Source organism: Actinosynnema sp. CA-299493, assembly GCF_050946825.1.
Taxonomy (GTDB): domain Bacteria; phylum Actinomycetota; class Actinomycetes; order Mycobacteriales; family Pseudonocardiaceae; genus Actinosynnema.
This window is the reverse complement of the sequence record NZ_CP191993.1, coordinates 5,517,050-5,532,869: the sequence shown is the minus strand read 5'-3', so window position 1 is coordinate 5,532,869 and position 15,820 is coordinate 5,517,050. Positions and strand designations below refer to the sequence as shown.

At 74.0% G+C, this 15,820-nt stretch carries 13 protein-coding genes; 6 read left to right on the top strand and 7 right to left on the bottom strand.

The features are described from left to right. Positions 1–40: 40 nt before the first annotated feature. Positions 41–3,454, top strand: coding sequence for an ATP-binding protein (locus tag ACQPYE_RS23115; RefSeq protein ID WP_498714388.1), 3,414 nt, complete (start codon positions 41–43; stop codon positions 3,452–3,454). A gap of 513 nt (positions 3,455–3,967) precedes the next feature. Here ACQPYE_RS23115 and ACQPYE_RS23110 read toward each other — a convergent pair. From ACQPYE_RS23110 to ACQPYE_RS23100, 3 genes are all read right to left on the bottom strand, one after another. Next, positions 3,968–4,543, bottom strand: coding sequence for a helix-turn-helix transcriptional regulator (locus ACQPYE_RS23110; RefSeq protein ID WP_498714387.1), 576 nt, complete (start codon positions 4,541–4,543; stop codon positions 3,968–3,970). A gap of 616 nt (positions 4,544–5,159) precedes the next feature. After that, positions 5,160–5,333 (bottom strand): hypothetical protein, encoded by a 174-nt coding sequence (locus ACQPYE_RS23105; protein ID WP_498714386.1) that lies wholly within the window; start codon positions 5,331–5,333, stop codon positions 5,160–5,162. Beyond that, positions 5,330–5,701, bottom strand: a complete 372-nt coding sequence (locus tag ACQPYE_RS23100) for a hypothetical protein (protein ID WP_498714385.1) — start codon at positions 5,699–5,701, stop codon at positions 5,330–5,332. Before ACQPYE_RS23100 ends, ACQPYE_RS23105 begins: the two co-directional genes overlap by 4 nt. Positions 5,702–6,282: 581 nt before the next feature. Between ACQPYE_RS23100 and ACQPYE_RS23095 the strand changes: the two genes are divergently transcribed. The 4 genes from ACQPYE_RS23095 to ACQPYE_RS23080 are packed head-to-tail and all read left to right on the top strand — an operon-like array spanning position 6,283 to position 9,779. Next, the gene (locus ACQPYE_RS23095; protein WP_498714384.1) at positions 6,283–6,933 is read left to right on the top strand and encodes an ABC transporter permease; all 651 of its coding nucleotides are present in this window, start codon (positions 6,283–6,285) and stop codon (positions 6,931–6,933) included. After that, positions 6,923–8,029, top strand: a complete 1,107-nt coding sequence (locus ACQPYE_RS23090; protein ID WP_498714383.1) for an ABC transporter ATP-binding protein — start codon at positions 6,923–6,925, stop codon at positions 8,027–8,029. Before ACQPYE_RS23095 ends, ACQPYE_RS23090 begins: the two co-directional genes overlap by 11 nt. Further along, positions 8,026–8,808, top strand: coding sequence for an ABC transporter permease (locus tag ACQPYE_RS23085; protein WP_498714382.1), 783 nt, complete (start codon positions 8,026–8,028; stop codon positions 8,806–8,808). Before ACQPYE_RS23090 ends, ACQPYE_RS23085 begins: the two co-directional genes overlap by 4 nt. Beyond that, positions 8,805–9,779: a glycine betaine ABC transporter substrate-binding protein gene (locus ACQPYE_RS23080; RefSeq protein ID WP_498714381.1), complete on the top strand. Its 975-nt coding sequence runs from the start codon at positions 8,805–8,807 to the stop codon at positions 9,777–9,779. Before ACQPYE_RS23085 ends, ACQPYE_RS23080 begins: the two co-directional genes overlap by 4 nt. 17 nt (positions 9,780–9,796) lie before the next feature. Here the strand turns inward: ACQPYE_RS23080 and ACQPYE_RS23075 are convergent, their stop codons facing one another. Further along, complete coding sequence (locus tag ACQPYE_RS23075; protein WP_498714380.1) at positions 9,797–10,627, bottom strand: NAD(P)-dependent oxidoreductase; 831 nt, start codon at positions 10,625–10,627, stop codon at positions 9,797–9,799. Between the two features lie 52 nt (positions 10,628–10,679). On the opposite strand from ACQPYE_RS23075, the gene ACQPYE_RS23070 reads away from it, so the two are divergent. Continuing rightward, positions 10,680–11,039 (top strand): MerR family transcriptional regulator, encoded by a 360-nt coding sequence (locus ACQPYE_RS23070; RefSeq protein WP_498714378.1) that lies wholly within the window; start codon positions 10,680–10,682, stop codon positions 11,037–11,039. Between the two features lie 16 nt (positions 11,040–11,055). Here ACQPYE_RS23070 and ACQPYE_RS23065 read toward each other — a convergent pair whose 3' ends face one another. The 3 genes from ACQPYE_RS23065 to ACQPYE_RS23055 all read right to left on the bottom strand — a co-directional run bounded on the left by ACQPYE_RS23065 (position 11,056) and on the right by ACQPYE_RS23055 (position 15,794). Beyond that, on the bottom strand, positions 11,056–12,288 hold the full coding sequence (locus tag ACQPYE_RS23065) for an MFS transporter (RefSeq protein ID WP_498714377.1): 1,233 nt from the start codon (positions 12,286–12,288) through the stop codon (positions 11,056–11,058). A 5-nt stretch (positions 12,289–12,293) separates the two neighbouring features. Then, positions 12,294–13,556 carry a GGDEF domain-containing protein gene (locus ACQPYE_RS23060; protein ID WP_498714376.1) on the bottom strand — a complete coding sequence of 421 codons (1,263 nt, stop codon included), beginning with the start codon at positions 13,554–13,556 and terminating at the stop codon, positions 12,294–12,296. 600 nt (positions 13,557–14,156) lie between these two features. After that, positions 14,157–15,794: an ABC-F family ATP-binding cassette domain-containing protein gene (locus tag ACQPYE_RS23055; protein ID WP_498714375.1), complete on the bottom strand. Its 1,638-nt coding sequence runs from the start codon at positions 15,792–15,794 to the stop codon at positions 14,157–14,159. Positions 15,795–15,820 lie beyond the last annotated feature (26 nt).

Below are 15,820 nucleotides of genomic sequence, written 5' to 3'. Positions count from 1 at the left end.
TGGGAGTGGGCGGGGTGTCGGACGAGAGGTGGTCTGCGGGATGACGGGCGCGTTGCGGGTCGAACTGCTGGGCACGGTGCGCGCCTGGTCCGGTGAGCGGGAGGTGGACCTGGGCTCCTCGCGGCCACGCGCGCTGTTCGCGATGCTGGCGCTGCGGTCCGGGGGCGTGGGACGCGACGAGCTCGTCGCGGGCGTCTGGGGAGCCGACGCGCCGCCGACGGTGGAAGGCAGCGTCCACACCTACGTGTCCACGCTGCGCAAGGCGTTGGAACCGGACCGGCCGCGCGGCGTCCCGGCCCGGTCGCTGGTGTCGGTCGGCTCCGGCTACCGGCTGCGGGTGGACGGCGGGCTGGACGTCGCGGCGTTCGAGTCGTCGCGCGACCTCGCCCGGCGGCAGCTCGCCGACGGCGACCCCGACGCCGCCCGCCGCTCGCTGGACGAGGCGTTGGCGTTGTGGCACGGCGAAGCGCTGACCGGGCTGACCGGCCCGTTCGCCGAGGCGCAGCGGCGCAGGCTCGGCGAAGCGCGGACCACCGCGCGGGAACTGCGCGCCGAGGCCGCGCTCGCCTCCGGCGCGCACGGCGAGGTCGTCGCCGAGCTGGCCGACCTCGTGGCCGAGGAACCGCTGCGGGAACGGGCACGGGAACTGCTGATGCTCGCCCTGCACCGGTCCGGGCGCAGCGCGGAAGCACTCGAAGTGTTCCGGGACGCCCGCCGGGTCCTGGTCGCGGAACTGGAAGTCGAACCGGGACGACGACTGCGCGCCGCGCACGAGAACATCCTCAGCGGCACCGACCCGGAACCCGTGACGGTCGCGCGGCGACCGTCCTCCGCGGCGCCCGTCGACCCGCTGCCCGCCGCGGAGCTCGTGGGCCGGGACGTGGAGCTGGCGGCGGTGCGGCGGGTGGTCGACGACGTCACCACCGGCGCGGGCCGGCTGCTGTGGATCGAAGGCGAGCTGGGCATCGGCAAGTCGGCGCTGATGGCCGCGCTGCTGGCGCAGGCCACCCGGTCCGGGCACCAGGTCGCCCACGCCGTGGCCGACGAGCTGGGCAGCCGGTTCCCGCTGCGGCTCGCCCTGGACTGCCTGCGCGTCGAGACGCGGTCACCGGACCCCAGGCGGGCGGCGACCGCGCGGGCGTTGCGCCAGGAACGACCCGCCGGATCGATCTTCGCCGACGCCGACCCGGTGTTCGGCGCGGTCGACCGGCTGGTGGCCCTGGTGGAACAGCTGTGCGCGGACGGCCCGCTCGTGTTCGCGCTGGACGACCTCCAGTGGTCGGACGAGACCAGCACCCAGGTGTGGCACCGGCTGACGACCGTGGCCCGGCGGCTGCCGCTGCTGCTCGTCGGCGCGGCCAGGCCGGTGCCCTACCGGGCCGAGGTCGCGCGACTGCGCCGCGACGTCGAGTCGGGCGGCGGCGCGGTGCTCGACCTGGCGCCGCTGGCCGACGTCGAGGTGGCCGGCCTCGTCGGGCGCCTGGTGGGCGCGTCGCCCGGACCGGGGCTGCGCCGGATCGCCGCCCGCGCCGGCGGCAACCCCCTGTACCTGCGGGAGGTCGCCGACGCCCTCGTGCGGGAACGGGTCGTCGAGGTCGACACGGGGATCGCGGACGTCGCCGCGCACGCGTTGGACCGGGTGCCCGTGTCGCTGGTGTCCGCCGTGACCGGCCGGCTGGACTTCCTGTCCGACCCCACCCGGGAGGTGCTGCGGTGGTCCGCCCTGCTCGGCGGCGAGTTCGCGGTCGGCGACCTGTCGGTGGTGCTCGGCACACCCGTGTTCGGCCTCGCCGGCCGGCTGGAGGAGGCCGTCGCGGCGGGCGTGCTGCGCGACGCGGGCCCCCGGATGGCGTTCCGGCACCCGCTCATCCGGCAGGCCCTGTACGAGGGGACGCCCGCCGCCTTGCGCACCGCGCTGCACCAGCAGGCCGCGCAGGCGCTCGCCGCGTCCGGCGCGCCCGTGGACCACGTGGCGGAGCAGCTGCTGGCCGCGTCCGGCGAGGTGGGTCCCTGGGTGGTCGACTGGCTGGTCGCGCAAGCACCCGCCCTGGTCTACCGCGCGCCGCTGGTGGCGGTCGAGCTGTTGCAGCGGTGCCTGGGGTCGTCGGTGGCGCGGGACGAGCGGGACGCGACGTTGACGGCGCACCTCAGCAGCGCGTTGTTCCGGATCGGGCGGGACGCCGAGGCCGAGGAGCACGCGCGCCGGGCGTTGCCGCGGTTGCGGTCGCCGGACCTGATCGCGGAGGTGCGCTGGACGTTGGCGTACATGCCCTACCGGGGCGCGCGGGCGGAGGAGGCGGTGAGGGCGTCGCGGGAGGCGTTGGCCGATCCCGTGCTGTCGGACATGTGGCGTGCGCGGCTGTTGTCGTTGCTGGCCCTGGTGCAGCGGGCGGGCATGGGCGAGCTGAACGGCGCCTCGATGGCCGCGCGGGCGGCCATCGAGGCGGGGGAGCGGGCCGCCGACCCGTTCGCCATCGGCCAGGCGCTGGAGGTGCTGTGGCAGGTCGAGGCGGTGCGCCGCGACTACCCGCGTGCCGTGGCGTACCTGGACCAGGCGCTCGACGTGGTCGGCACGGACGTCAGCCTCACCGACCTGCGGTTGTTGCTGCTGGACAACCGGATCTTCACGCTCCAGTGCCTGGACCGGCTGGACGAGGCGACGTCGAGCCTGCGGACCGCGTTCGAGCTGGCCGGGCGCGGCACCCCCGTGGCGGGCCTCCACCTGGCCGCCGCCGTGCACCAGTTCTGGCTCGGCGGGTGGGACGAGGCGGTGGGGCGGCTGGAGGCGGTCGGCGGCGACCCCGAGTTCACCGGCTTCGGGCTGCGCGAGGGCGCTCCCGTGCTGCTGCACGGCGTGGTCGCGCTGATCGCCGCGCACCGGGACGACGGCGCGCGGCTCGACACGCACCTGACCACCGGGCTGACCCTGCCCCTGGTGACCGAGGCGTACCGCGAGAACTGCGACTTCCTCGTCGCCGCGCAGGCGATGGCGGCGGCACGCGAGGGCGATCACGCGGGTGCGGTCTCGGTGCTCGGCACGATCCTCGACACCCGGTACGCCGACATGATGCTGCGGCACCAGTGGCTGCCCGAGCTGGTCCGGCAAGCTCTGGCGTGCGACGACCACGCGACCGCCCGGGCGGCCGTCGAAGCGTGTGAGGCGGAGGCCGCGCGGGAGACCAGGGCAGCCCGTGCCGCCGCTGCGGCCCGGCGGTGTCGGAGCGTGCTGGCCTCGGACCCGGAGGGTCTGGTCCCGGTCATCGGCCACTACCGCGCGGTCGGGCGGACGTTCGAGCTGGCGCAGACCCTGGAGGACCAGGCCGTCCTACTCGCCCGCCGCGGTGAGTCGAGGGAAGCCGAGGGCGTCGTCGGCGAGGCGATCACCCTCTACCGCGGCTTCGGCGCGCGGTGGGACGTGAGGCGGGCCGTCGCACGGGTCGCGGAGGCAGGCTGAGGAGGTCGCGGAGGCAGGCTGAGGAGGCAGGCTGAGGTGAGCTGAGCCGCAGCCGGCTGACTCGGACCCGCTGACTCGGCGCGTCGTCCTGAGACGGGTGCGGGCTCGGCCGGCGCGTCGGGCTGGATAGGGCCTGGATCGGGCGTGGGGCTCGATCGGCCCGTGGGCTGGGCCGGCGTCGGCTGAGGCGGCGTGGGCTGGGTCAGGGCGGACCGGGTCAGCGAGGCGGCTGAGCGGATGTGGTCGGCTATGAGCCGGCGTGGTCGGCCAGGTGTGGCTGAGTTGGTTGAGTCGTGGAAGTGGGCTGGGCACGCGGTGGTCGGAGAGGTGAGGTGGGGCGGTTGGCACATCGTTCTGGGCCGTGGTGCCACCCCTTTCTTTTCCGGCAACAAATTTACCATTTCCATTCATCCCCGACGCCTGTGCCACTTTCGGGTGATCTCGAGCGCCAGGTCGACCACGTGCCGAAGTGTGGCTCGATCCCTCCTCGTCGCGGCCCGGGCCTCCGGCATGTCAGATCATCCCCTTCCTGAGGGCGTACGCAACCGCGTGCGGTCGGTTGCGCAGGTTCAGCCGGGTGGTGATCCCGTAGAACACGTTCTTGATGGTCCGCTCCGAGTACGACAACCGGCCCGCGATCTCGGCCGTGTCCAACCCGTCGGCCATCAACCGCAGCACGTCCGTCTCCCGAGCGGACAAGCGGTCGCGGTCGCCTTCTGGGGCCAGCACCTGCCGTTGTAACCGCTGCACGTGCTGCAGCAGCTCGGCCACCATGCCCGGCGGCATGGCACCACCGCCCGCGGCGGCGGTCAGGACGTTGCGCAGCACCAGCTGGTCGGTCACCGAGGCACGCGGCAGGATCGCCACGATCCGGCACTCCACGGCCGTCAGCACGTCGGACTCGCCGACCTCGTCGACGATCAGCACCACCGGCGCGCCGACGTGCGCGGCGGCCCGCCGCAGCCGCGCCACCACCTCGACGCCCAGCCGGTCGACCGCCATGACGACCACGTCCGGCTTCGCGGGCAGGGGGCCGTCCAGCAGTTCCAAGTCGGGCCTCGAACCGAGGTAGGTGGTCAGGCCAGTCATGCTCAGGTGATCCGCCGCTTGGACGACGACCCGGATTCGCTCCACCGCTACCTCCCGCAGTCTCGGATTGCGACACCGAGTCTGCGAGCTGCGACTTCACGCGGTCTCCAACGCGTCTAAAAGGATTCTTCACGTCCGCTGGACGACTCCCGGACGGCGTGGAGAACGTGCGGCGTGCCTCGAACTCGACCGCCTCGAACTCAACACGGCGGGGCAGCCGCCGGTCAAGAGGTTACGGGGGAAGTCGCTCAACCCGCTCAACCCGCTCAACCCGGTCGAGTCGGCGGCGACCGGAGGATGTCGGCCAGGTCGTGCGCCGGCTGCCGGTCCGGGTAATCGCGGTCGCCGTGTTCACCGCAGGCCACAGTGGACCCGGCGCGAAGGCCGAGCTGGAACCGCGCGCGGGTGGTGAAGCGGCTGTGGTTCGGCAAGCTCGTGGTGTGGCCGGTGCGGTTGGGCGCGGTGGCCCTGGCGGCGGATGAGCGGCGCGAGCACGAGCTGGCCGAGAGGGCTGGTGCGGCTCCCGATCCGGTCAAGTGGCTGCTGTCCCTGCTCGGCGACGCCCGGGAAGCCGTGCGTGCCGAGGCTCGTGCAGGCCAACTCGTGCGCTCGCGGGTCACCGACGCCCGGGGCGGCGGTTCCACTCGTCGAGCAGCGCGTCGATCCAGGCGAGCATCAGGTCGACCGTGGTGCGGTCGTGGGTTTCCCGGTAGTGGCGGAGGTCCTCGACGGCCGCGGCCAGCTCGAACCGCAGGTCGCACGACGCGATGTCGCTCGGAGTCGGCTTCACGGCTCACGCCGCGGTGCGTTGCGGGCCGCCATCCGGAACGCCTCGATGTACTTCGGCAGCTCGACCAGTGCGTGCTCCCACGAGCCCGAGGTGACCTGCTCGGCGAACACCGCGTCGACCACGAGCCGGTCGACGTCCGGATCGATGTCGTCGCCGTTCGCGTTCCGCAGCCGCCGCGACACCTCGATCCGGTGCGCGCGCGACCGGACGACCTCCAGGGTCCGCTCCAGGCCGGTGATGACCCGCGCGGCCTCCACCGGCTCGACCGCCAGCAACCCCTTGGCCGCCAGGTCGAGGAACAGGTCGCCCGCGAACCTCTCGGGCGTGACACCGTCCGCCACCCGACCTCCGCCCTCGTGTGACCTCATCGCCTCGCACCTCCGCACCGGCACCGGGGCCGGTACCGGTCCTCCGGAACCCCCGTCCGCCCGGCGGCAGGGAGCCGGCTTGAGCCCACCACGTGGCACGGGTGCGCCGGAAGCCCGACGGGGCAGGTCTGCCCGTCCGTACCCGGGACATCCCTCGCGCTGGTCGACCCGGTGGCCCGCGTGCTCGACCGAACGGGTGACCGGCCCCGGGCGCGCCGGCCGCCCGGTCGACGGAACCCAGGCGGGCGGCGGGATTCCACCGCAGCCCGACGACGCCGCGACGGGCGCGTGGGTGACTTCGCCCATCGCCAGTACCCCCGGGTGGTCGCGCCGCCGCCCGACGCGAGCACCGCTCCCGGGATCGTCAGGTGATCGGCAGGTCGACCGGCGACGCCACGGGGAGGATGGCGGTACGGTGCCAGGACCGTTCGGTGCGCCGCGCGACACCTGTCGTCGTCGCGCGACGACCGTGCCGCGACGACGGGCCGCCGCGCTCCGGGCAGCGCGTCTCGGACAAGGGGGTCGCGTTATCCGTCCTTCGTGGACCGTGATCGGCGTCGTCGGCGGACCGGGGCCGTGACGTGAGCTTCTGGGAGTTCGTGCTCGACCGGTGGAACCGACTGCTGGTCGAGGCCCTGCTGCACGTCAGCGCCGTGGTCCAGTGCGCGGTCCTGGCCGCGCTGATCGGTGTCGGCATCGGTGTCGCGGTGCACCGCAGCCCGTTCGGCTCGGCCGTCGCGACGGCGTTGACCAGCGCGGTCCTCACCATCCCGTCGTTCGCCCTGCTCGGCCTGCTGATCCCGGTGCTGGGGCTCGGCGTGCCGCCGACCGTGGTCGCGCTCGTGCTGTACGGGCTGCTGCCGGTCGTGCGCAACACGATCGTGGGACTGGGTGGCGTCGACCCCACCGTGCGCGACGCGGCGCGCGGCGTCGGGATGAGCAGGCTGGGCGTGCTGACCAGGGTCGAGCTGAGGCTGGCCTGGCCCGCGATCCTCACCGGGACGCGGGTCGCCACCCAGATGCTGATGGGCATCGCCGCCATCGCCGCCTACGTGCGCGGCCCCGGCCTCGGCGTGGAGATCTTCGCCGGCCTGACCAGGGCGGGCAGCGCGAACGCGACCAACCAGGCGGTGGCGGGCACGCTCGGCATCGTCGTCCTCGCGCTGGTCCTGGACGGGGCCTTCGCGCTGATCGGCCGCTACACCGTCTCCAGGGGGATCCGTGGCCAGTGAGATCCAGCTCTTCGACGTGACCAAGCGCTACGCCGGCGTCGAGGCGGCCGCGGTGGAGTCGGTCTCCATGACGATCCCGGCGGGGGAGACCGTGGTGCTGGTCGGCCCGTCCGGGTGCGGCAAGACCACCACGATGCGGATGATCAACCGGTTGATCGAGCCGACGTCGGGCCGGATCACCATCGACGGGGCCGACACCCGGTCGCTCGACCCCGACGAGCTGCGCCGGGGCATCGGGTACGCGATCCAGCAGGCGGGGCTGTTCCCGCACCTGACCGTCGGCCAGAACGTCGGCACGGTGCCCGGCCTGCTCGGCTGGGGCCGGGCCAGGGTGTCCGACCGGGTGGACGAGATGCTGGACCTGGTCGGGCTCGACCCGGCCGAGTTCCGCGGTCGCTACCCCCGGCAGCTCTCCGGCGGCCAGCAGCAGCGCGTCGGCGTCGCCCGCGCGCTCGCCGCGGACCCGCCCGTGCTGCTGATGGACGAGCCGTTCGGCGCGGTCGACCCGATCACGCGCGGCAACCTCCAGGACGAGCTGATGCGGTTGCAGTCCGAGCTGCGCAAGACGATCGTGTTCGTCACGCACGACTTCGACGAGGCGGTCAAGATCGGCGACCGGATCGCGGTGCTCGGCCCCCGGTCGCGCCTGCTCCAGTACGACACCCCCGAGGCGATCCTGGCCAACCCCGCCGACGACACGGTCGCCGGGTTCGTCGGCGCCGGCGCGTCGCTCAAGCAGCTCAGGTTGCGCCGCGTGCGCGAGGTCGAGCTGAGCCAGGCGATGACGGCCCCGGTGACCGACCGACCTGCCGACGTCTTCCGCGGGCTGGCCTCGTCCGGGCACCGCCACGCGCTGCTGCTCGACGCCCGCAACCGGCCCGTGAGCTGGGTGCACGGCCCGGGGCGGACGCAGCCGGTCGGTGACCCGGTGACGCTCCAGTCGACGCTCCAGGACGCCCTGGAGGCCATCCTCACCGAAGGCGGCGCGGCGGTCGTCACCGGCTCGCGCGGCGAGTACGTCGGGCTGGTCGAGATGGACGCCGTGATCGGCACGGTGCAGAAGCTGCGCGACGGGCACGCGGAGGCGGAGGCGTGACGGCCGCGACCGCCCTCCGGACCGGCGCCACCCCCGCCGCCTCGCCCCAGCGGGCCGAACGGCTCCGCCTGCTGGTCCAGCCGGTCGTCGTGGTGGCGCTGGTCGGCGGCGTGCTGCTGTGGGCGTTCACCCGCGACCTCGACTCGATCGAGCGGCAGAGCCTCACCGCGTCCGCGCTGGTGTCCGCGACCTGGGACCACCTGGTGATCAGCCTGGTCGTGACCGGGCTGGTCCTCGTCGTGGCGGTCCCGCTCGGCATCGTGCTGACCCGCCGGTGGGCCCGCCGGGCCGCGCCGCTGTTCCTCGGCATCGCCACGATCGGCCAGGCGTCACCGGCGATCGGCATCCTGGTGCTGTTCTTCCTGGTCTCGGGTCTGGAAGGGCTGTGGGCGGCGGTGCTGCCGATCGCCTTCTACACGCTGCTGCCCGTGCTGCGGAACACCGTGGTCGGGCTCCAGGGCGTCGACCCGGCGCTGGTCGACGCCGGTCGCGGCATCGGCATGTCCACCGCGACCGTGCTGCGGCGGATCGAACTGCCGCTGGCCGTGCCGCTGATCCTGGCCGGGCTGCGCACGGCGCTGGTGCACGCGGTCGGCGTGGCCACCCTCGCGGTGTTCGTCAACGGCGGCGGCCTCGGTCTGCTGATCGACACCGGCTACAAGCTGGCCAGGGTGCCCGTGCTGGTCACCGGCGCGGTGCTGGCGGTCGGGCTCGCGCTGCTCGTGGACTGGCTCGGCGCCCTCGTGGAGACCTACCTGGGACCGAAGGGGCTGCGATGAGGCGGATCACGCGACTGGCCGTCGTGGCGATGGCGCTGCTGACGTCCGGCTGCGGGCTGGAGTCGTCGTTCGCGCTGCCGTTCGAGGTGGGTCCGGGCTCGATCCGGCCCGTGCCCGAGCTGACCGGGTTGGACGTCGCGGTCGGCTCCAAGGACTTCACCGAGAACCAGGTCCTCGGCTACATCGCCGAGGTCGCCCTGGTGGCGGCGGGCGCCGAGGTGCGGGACATGACCAACATCCAGGGCTCCAACAGCTCCCGCCAGGCGTTGCTCACCGGCGACGTCGACCTGTCCTGGGACTACACCGGCACCGGGTGGATCAGCTACCTGGGCAACACCGAGCCGATCCCGGACGAGCGGGCGCAGTACGAAGCGGTCCGCGACGCCGACCTGGCCCGCAACGGCCTGGTCTGGCTGGACTACTCGGCGATCGACAACACCTACGCGTTCGCCGTCACCGCGGAGTTCGCCCGGGCCAACGGCCTGCGGACCACGTCCGACATGGCCGCCCTGATCACCCGCTCGCCGGAGGAGGCCGTGTTCTGCCTGGAGACCGAGTTCGTCAGCCGCGACGACGGTTTCCCGGGTGTCGCGAAGGCCTACGGCTTCGACGCGGTCGCCGCGGAGGTCAAGACGTTCGGCACCGGCACGATCTACACCGCGACGTCCACCGGGCTGTGCAACTTCGGCGAGGTGTTCACCACCGACGGCCGCATCGTGGCGCTGGACCTGGTCGTGCTGGAGGACGACAAGGAGTTCTTCCCCCGGTACAACGCCACGATCGTGCTGCGCCAGGACTTCCACAGCGCGCACCCGCAGGTGGGTGAGTTGTTGGCGCCCGTCGTGGCGAAGCTGGACAACGACACCGTGCGCGGGCTCAACGCCGAGGTGGACGTCGACGGCCGGGATCCGGCCATCGTCGCCCGCGACTGGCTGGTGCGCGAGGGGTTCGTCTCGCTGCCCGCGGCCTGACGTCGTCGCGACCGGGCTCAGGGCGCGGCGAGGCGGGAGAAACCGGCCGAGCCGTGCCCGGCGTCGATCGCCCGTCGCACGGCGGCGCGCCCGGCGCCGAGGACGCCGTCGTCCAGGCCGTTCGCGCGGACGGTGTCGATGACGTCGTCCAGGATCGCCGCCGCCGAGTCGAGGGTGGAGGCGTCGCCGGGGAAGTGGTCCGCGTCGACGTGCTCGGCGATCACGTCGACGAGCCCGGGGAGCAGCGCGGTCATCACCTTCGCGTGCCCGGCGAGTTCGGCCGGGCCGATGTGCTCCGCCGCGGCCAGCCGGAACGCGTGCACCACGCCGAACATCGACGTCCAGAACAGGTCCAGCAGCGACACGTTGACCCCGGCCGCCCGACCGGGGTCCGCGCCGAGGTGGACCCCGTTCTCGCCCAGCGCGGACAACGTGGTCCGGTGCGCCCGGTAGACGTCCTCCGGTCCGCTGTAGAGCAACGCCGCCCCCGGCCCGCCGACGACCCCGTTCAGGATCACGCCGTCGAGGTGGTCGATGCCGCGCTCCGCCGCCCACGCGGCCAGTTCGCGGGCCTGGCTCGGCGAACCGCCGGTGAGGTTGACCAGGGTGCGGCCCCTCAGCGCGTCGGGATCGAGAACCGCGCGCACGGCCTGGTGGTTCAGCACGCACACGACGACGAGGGGACTGGCGGCGATGGCCTCGGCGGCGGTGCCCGCCGTCGTCGCGTCGAGGTCGTCCCCCTTGCCCGGCGTGCGGTTCCACACGGTGGTGGGGTGGCCGGCGGCGGCGAACGCGGTCGCCAGCGCCCGACCCATCGGGCCGAGTCCGAGGACGGTCACGGGTGTCATGGCGGTTAAGCTAAACCTTGACGTCCACGTCAGAGTCAAGGCGGGAGCCGGGGTGCGGATCGGGGAGCTGTCGCGGCGGACCGGCGTCAGCGAGCGCGCGTTGCGGTACTACGAGGAACACGGCCTGCTGCGCCCGGAACGGCGGCCGAGCGGCTATCGCGCGTACCACGACGCGGACGTGCCCGCGGTGCGGCGGATCAGGGTCCTGCTCGCGGCCGGGCTGAACATCGCGCAGATCGTGGCGGTGCTGCCGTGCGTGGTCGACGACGACGGCCTGCTGCTGCCGAGCTGCCCGGAGCTGGTCGACGAGCTGGTCAAGCACCGGGACCGCATCGGCGAGGCCATCGGCGAGCTGGAGGCGACCCGCGGCAACCTGGACGCGATCATCGCCGCCGAACGGCGAGCGGGCTGACGGCACGAGGTCCGCGCTACCGGGTGACGCTCCGCCCCACCCGGGTGGCCCCGCTGCGCCGCCACAGCACACCCACCCCCAGCGCCGAGAGCACGCCCAGCACACCGCCGGCCGCGACGACCTGGTGCGGCGGCACGTGCTCGGCGGCGAGCCCGGCGGCGGCGACCCCGAGGCCCTGGGCGATCTTGAGCGCGGTCACGGCCAGGCCGTAGACCTGGCCCCGGGCCTCGTCCGGGGTCCACAGGGCGAACGTCGGCGAGGCGATGGCGTGGTAGCTGGACGCGGCGCCGGACGCCACGAACAGCAGCACCAGGACCGGCAGGCCGGGGTGCAGGACGCACGCGATCAGCGGCGCGCTGGTGGCCACGGCCAGCACGGGCAGGGCACGCAGCTGGGCGGCCTCCGGGCGGGTGGCCACGACCAGGCTCGCCAGCGCGCACCCGGCCGGGTAGGCGGCGAACAGGAGCCCGGCCGCGACCGGCCCGCCGCCGAACTGGTCGGCCAGCGGCACGGCCAGCGCCTCGCCGCTGATGTAGAACGCCGACAGCGACGCGAAGCAGACCAGCGCGAGGAGCCTGCGGTCGCGCCACACCAACAGCGCGCCCGCCGTCATCGCACGCCACCAACCCGGCCGTGCCACGCCACCACCGGGCGCGGGACGGCTCTTCACCCACCGGGCCACGGCGGCGGCCGACATCGCGAACGACACCGCGTCCAGCAGCAGGACGCCGCTCGTGCCCACGGCGATCACCAGGACACCGCCGGCGGCGAACCCGGCGACCTGGGCGGCCTGGCTCACGGTGGACAGCGCGGCGGCGCCCGCGCGGAACGCGGGACCCGGCAGGACGTGCGGCAACAGCGCGGTCCGGGCCGGCACCGCCGGTGCGCCGGCCAGCTGGAGCAGCACCAGCAGCCCGCACACCACCGGCCACGGCAGGACCGGCACGGCCATCAGCGCGACCAGCGCGGCGCGTGCCAGGTCGGAGCACACCATCACGGCACGCCTCGGGTACCGGTCGGCCAGGCCCGCCAGCAGGGGGCCGCCGACCAGGTCGGGCAGGAACGTCAACGCGTAGGTGATCGCCGCCCACGCGGGCGAGCCGGTGTCGCGGAACACCAGCACCGTGAGCGCGACCCGGGCGAACTGGTCGCCGATGGTGGAGACGGTGTGCGCGGCGAACAGCGCCCGGAACTCGGCCGAGGCGAACACCTCGCGGTACCGCGCCCGTCCGGCGTCCCCGTCGACCATCCCGCTCAGCCGGCGGTGCCGGACGGCGCGGTCTCGACCCGGTCCCGACCGTTGTTCTTCGCCCGGTACAGGGCGGTGTCGGCGGCCAGCAGCAGCTCGTCCACGGTGCCGCCGTGCACGGGGAACACCGCCACCCCCAGCGACGCGGTGATCCGCAGCGCGCCGTCGGCGCCGACGCCACCGCCGGGCACGTCGGTCAACGGCTCGCGGACCGCGGCGCGGATCCGCTCGGCGACCTGCCGGGCGTCGGCCGGGTCGGTGCCGGGCAGCAGCACCACGAACTCCTCGCCGCCCCACCGGCCGACCAGGTCACCGTCGCGGACCTGGCGGCGCAGCTCGGCCGCCACCGCGCGCAGCGCGTGGTCGCCGGCCAGGTGCCCGCGGGTGTTGTTGATGTCGCTGAAGTGGTCGAGGTCGAGCAGCAGCACGGCCATCGGCGCGCCCGTCGCGGCGGAGCGGGTCAGCTCGGCGGCGGCCCGCTCGGTCCAGGCCACGGAGGTCAGCGTGTTGGTCTTGCCGTCGACCCGGGCGGCGGTGCGGTAGACCGGCAGCAGCAGCCCCAGGTGCATCCCGAGCATGGTCACCACCAGCACCGGCACCACCCACGGCGCCGTCACCAGCACCACGGCCAGGCCCGTGCCCAGCCCGATCGACGCGGCGATGACCAGCTGCTGGCTCAACGGCCCCAGCACGTCGCGGCCCGGCCGGACCGGGGTGGACAGCAGGATCGCACCCACCACCAGCGCGAGGTTGACCAGCCAGTACGCGACACCGGCCGCCACCAGGGCGCCCAGGTCGACCGGACCGGTCAGCTGCGCGGCGTGCGGCAGCGCGGGGTCGGGGTGCGCGGCCAGCAGGACCGCGCCCGCCGACCAGCAGGCGAGCAGCACCGTGGCGGCGGAGAAGACCTTGCGGTGCAGCGGGCTGCGCCGGTAGATGCGCACCCACCCGTAGCCGTAGCTCACCGCGACGAGCGCGGCCAGCAGCGGCGGTGGCAGCACCAGCACGCCCGCGAACAACCAAATCGACTGCGGGTGCGCGTACGGGCTGCCCTCGGCCGCCACCTCGCGCACCCGTTCAAGCCCGCGTGCCGCCTCGAAGTGCACCACGGCCGCGCCGGCGAGCACCCCGAACCACACCCAGTGGCGGCTCGTCACCGGCGTCAACGTCGCGACGGACGCCACCGCGACCAGCGCCACCACCTCGACGCCCAGCACGTACACCAGCACGGCGCGCGGCAGCCGCCACAGCGACCATCCACGCCACAACCCCAGAGGGGATGCGCGTTGTCGTCGGCTCCCCGCGACCATTGGGTGTCACCGCCTCTAACCAGGTGATGACACCGTAACCAAGCCCTCACACAGAGTCGAGCACCCCGGGAGAGCACATGAGCACCGTCACCATCACCACCGGCAACGGCCGCCCCAACGACTGGCGCACCAGCCGCCCCAACGACTGGCGGCGCTGAACACCCGCCGGCCCGGCCGCCACCCCGCGAGTGCGGCCGGGCCGCCCCTTCCCACCTCACCCCGCTCGTCCACCACCGCCCTCCCGACCTGCGGCGTTCCGGACCGGGCCAGGCGATGCAGACCTCGGCACCCCGTCACCGCGAACGCGGTCGGCGGTCGTGGCTCGTGAGGACGATCGCGCCCGGCCCGGGCCGGGCGCGTCCTCCAGTTCGTCACGCAGCGTGGGGGACAGGTGGTTCGGGATTCGTCTCCCGCGCGGTGCGCCCAGGCCGGCCGGCACGAGCGGCAGGGCGGACGGCCGGCTGATCGGCAACGCGGCCACCGCGAGCCGGGCGCGCCGACCGCCGGAGACGACCCGGGAGCCCGGTCTGGTGCGGTCAGGGCTGCTTCGGCCGCGGTTCAGCCCGTCGCGGGCCCGGTGGCCTCCAGCAGCCGGCCGTCCGCCATCCGGAGCCGGCGGTCGATCCCGATCCCGGCGAGGAACCGCTCGTCGTGGCTGACGACGACGAACGCGCCCTGGTAGGCGTTGAGCGCGTGCTCCAGTTGCCCGGCGCTGATCAGGTCGAGGTTGTTCGTCGGCTCGTCCAGCAGCAGCAGTTGCGGCGCCGGCTCGGCGAACAGGACGCAGACCAGCGTGGCGCGCAGCCGCTCTCCGCCGGACAGCACGCCGACCGGGAGGTGCGCCCGGGAGCCCCGGAACAGGAAGCGCGCGAGCAGGTTCATCCGCTGCGCCGGCGGCATCGCCGGTGCGGCCTCGGCCAGGTTCTCGGCGACCGTGCGCGTGCCGTCGAGCAGGTCGAGGCGCTGCGACAGGTAGGCGATCCGGCCGTCGGCCCGCTTGACGTCGCCGCCGTCGGGCTCCAGGTCGCCGTGGACGATCCGCAGCAGGGTGGACTTGCCGACGCCGTTGGGCCCGGTGAGCGCGATCCGCTCCGGCCCCCGGATGGCGAGGTCCACGCCCTCGCCCGCGAACAGCTGCCGGTCGCCGTGGCCCGCCCGCAGGCGTTCGCCCAGGAAGAGCGTCCGACCGGCGGGCACCGCGGTCCGCGGCAGCTCCAGGGAGATCTTCTGCTCGTCCCGCAACGCCCGTTCGGCCTCGTCCAACCTGGTCTTGGCCGCGTCGACCCGCGCCGCGTGCGTCCCGCTCGCCTTGCCCGCCGACTCCTGCGCGTTGCGCTTCATGGTCCCGGCGAAGATCCGGGGCAGCCCCGCGTTGCCGAGGTTGCGCGACGCGTTGCCCGCCCGGCGCGCGGCGCGTTCACGAGCCTGCTGCATCTCCCGCTTCTCGCGCTTGAGCTCCTGCTCCACGTTGCGGATGTTCTTCTCGGCGACGTCCCGCGCGGCCTCGACCGCCCGTTCGTACTCGGTGAAGTTCCCGCCGTGGTAGCGGACCTCGCCGCCGTCGATCTCGGCGACGCGGTCCACGCGGTCGAGCAGGGCGCGGTCGTGGCTGACCACGAGGAGGCAGCCGGGCCAGTCGTCGAGCACGTCGTAGAGCTTGTGGCGCGCGTCGAGGTCCAGGTTGTTGGTCGGCTCGTCCAGCAGCAGCACGTCGGGCCGCTTGAGCAGCTGGGCGGCCAGGCCGAGGGACACGACCTGGCCGCCGCTGAGCGTGTGCAGGCGGCGGTCGAGGGCGAGGTCGCCCAGACCCAGCCGGTCGAGCTGGGCGCGGGTGCGCTCCTCGACGTCCCAGTCGTTGCCGATGGTGGTGAAGTGCTCCTCGTCGACGTCGCCGGACTCGACGGCCGCCAGGGCGCGCAGGACCGGCGCCACGCCGAGCACCTCGGCGACGGTCGGCTCACCGGTCAGCGGCAGGTCCTGCGGCAGGTAGCCGAGCACGCCGTCGACCACGACGCTGCCCGCCGACGGCCGCAGCTCGCCCGCGATCAGCTTGAGCAGGGTCGTCTTGCCGGCGCCGTTGGGCGCGACGAGACCGGTGCGGCCGGCCGGGACGGTGCAGGACAGCCCGTCGAACACGGGGGTGTCGTCGGGCCAGGAGAAGGACAGGCCGGACACGACGACGCAGGTTTCGGACATGGGTGTGAGACCTCTGGTGTGATGCG

What these genes read in the sequence shown, in the direction of transcription:
- ACQPYE_RS23075 (WP_498714380.1), bottom strand. Translation starts at nt 10,627, where the DNA reads ATGACACCCGTGACCGTCCTCGGACTCGGCCCGATGGGTCGGGCGCTG.
- ACQPYE_RS23115 (WP_498714388.1), top strand. Translation starts at nt 41, where the DNA reads ATGACGGGCGCGTTGCGGGTCGAACTGCTGGGCACGGTGCGCGCCTGG.
- ACQPYE_RS23100 (WP_498714385.1), bottom strand. Translation starts at nt 5,701, where the DNA reads ATGAGGTCACACGAGGGCGGAGGTCGGGTGGCGGACGGTGTCACGCCC.
- ACQPYE_RS23065 (WP_498714377.1), bottom strand. Translation starts at nt 12,288, where the DNA reads ATGGTCGACGGGGACGCCGGACGGGCGCGGTACCGCGAGGTGTTCGCC.
- ACQPYE_RS23080 (WP_498714381.1), top strand. Translation starts at nt 8,805, where the DNA reads ATGAGGCGGATCACGCGACTGGCCGTCGTGGCGATGGCGCTGCTGACG.
- ACQPYE_RS23055 (WP_498714375.1), bottom strand. Translation starts at nt 15,794, where the DNA reads ATGTCCGAAACCTGCGTCGTCGTGTCCGGCCTGTCCTTCTCCTGGCCC.
- ACQPYE_RS23110 (WP_498714387.1), bottom strand. Translation starts at nt 4,543, where the DNA reads ATGACTGGCCTGACCACCTACCTCGGTTCGAGGCCCGACTTGGAACTG.